The sequence below is a fragment of the Aeromonas sp. Y293-4 genome, assembly GCF_027705905.1.
In the GTDB taxonomy this organism is placed as follows: Bacteria; Pseudomonadota; Gammaproteobacteria; order Enterobacterales; family Aeromonadaceae; genus Aeromonas; species Aeromonas veronii.
Map to the genome: position 1 here is coordinate 1 of NZ_JAPDCI010000067.1, position 1,198 is coordinate 1,198.

The 1,198-nt window shown below is 54.8% G+C and carries 1 protein-coding gene; it reads right to left on the bottom strand.

All coding sequences use genetic code 11. From position 1 onward, the window contains the following. Positions 1-39: 39 nt before the first annotated feature. Positions 40-1,127 (bottom strand): IS3-like element ISAs22 family transposase gene (locus OKC31_RS21575; protein WP_088821966.1). Its coding sequence is split into 2 segments (ribosomal slippage): positions 40-875 and positions 875-1,127, totalling 1,089 coding nucleotides; the frame shifts between segments, so codons are not numbered across the junction. Positions 1,128-1,198 lie beyond the last annotated feature (71 nt).

Consider the following 1,198-nt stretch of genomic DNA (forward strand, 5'->3'; position numbering starts at 1 on the left):
GGTAATCCCCCCATTTTTTGGAGCACTCAAAAGTAGAGGTCATGCGGCCTGTGCCAAGCGCTGTTTCGGCGTGTAGCCGCCCAGCGCCATATTGGGCCGCTCATGGTTATAAACCCACAGCCAGTTCGTGGCAAATTCCTGTAACTCATTCAGTGACTCAAACAGGTAATGGCCCAACCAGTCGTAACGCACAGTGCGGTTAAATCGCTCTATGTAGGCATTCTGCTGCGGGTTGCCTGGCTGGATATACCTCAGCGCAATCCTCTTCTGCTGCGCCCATTGCTTGAGCTCTTCGCTGATGTATTCCGGACCATTATCACAGCGGATTGCGGCTGGTTTGCCCCGCCACTCGATGACCTGCTCCAGCACCCGTTTGACTCGCGAGGCAGGCAAGGAAAAATCCACCTCGATGCACAGTGCTTCGCGATTGAAGTCATCGATCACATTAAACAACCGCACCGAACGACCATCGCTGAGCTGGTCATGCATAAAGTCCATCGACCAACAGTGATTCGGTTGGTCAGGGACTGCCAACGGCTCCGGCTTGGCGCGTACTAGCCGCTTCTTGGGTTTTATCCGCAGATTGAGCTCTAGCGCCCGATAGATCCGGTAGACCCGCTTGTGGTTCCAGCCAAAGCCTTTGACGTTACGCAGGTACAGGAAGCACAGTCCGAAACCCCAGTTGCGCTGGTTGGCGGTGAGGCGCAGTAGCCAGTCGGCAATCTCCTGGTTTTCATCAGCCAGCACGGGCTGATAACGGTAGCAACCCTCGCTCACCTTGAACACCTGGCAAGCCAGACGGATAGAAATGGCGTAATGAGCCACAGCCTTGGTCGCCATCTCCCTGCGGGCAGATGGCGTCACCACTTTTTTGCCATCGCCTCGGAGATGATCTCAGCCTTTAGGCGCTCCTCGGCATACATCTTCTTAAGGCGACGATTTTCCTCTTCCAGCTCTTTGAGGCGCGCCATGAGAGAGGCATCCATGCCACCGAATTTGGAGCGCCACTTGTAGAAGGTGGCGGAGCTGATGCCATGCTCACGGCAGAGCTCAGGGACGGGTGAACCAGACTCGGCCTGCTTGAGGATGGCGATGATCTGTGCATCGCTAAAGCGTGATGTTTTCATGTAGAACCTCCTGCGTTCAAGATACGAGAAAATTCTACTTATGAGCACCTCAGTTTTTCGGGGGGATTACC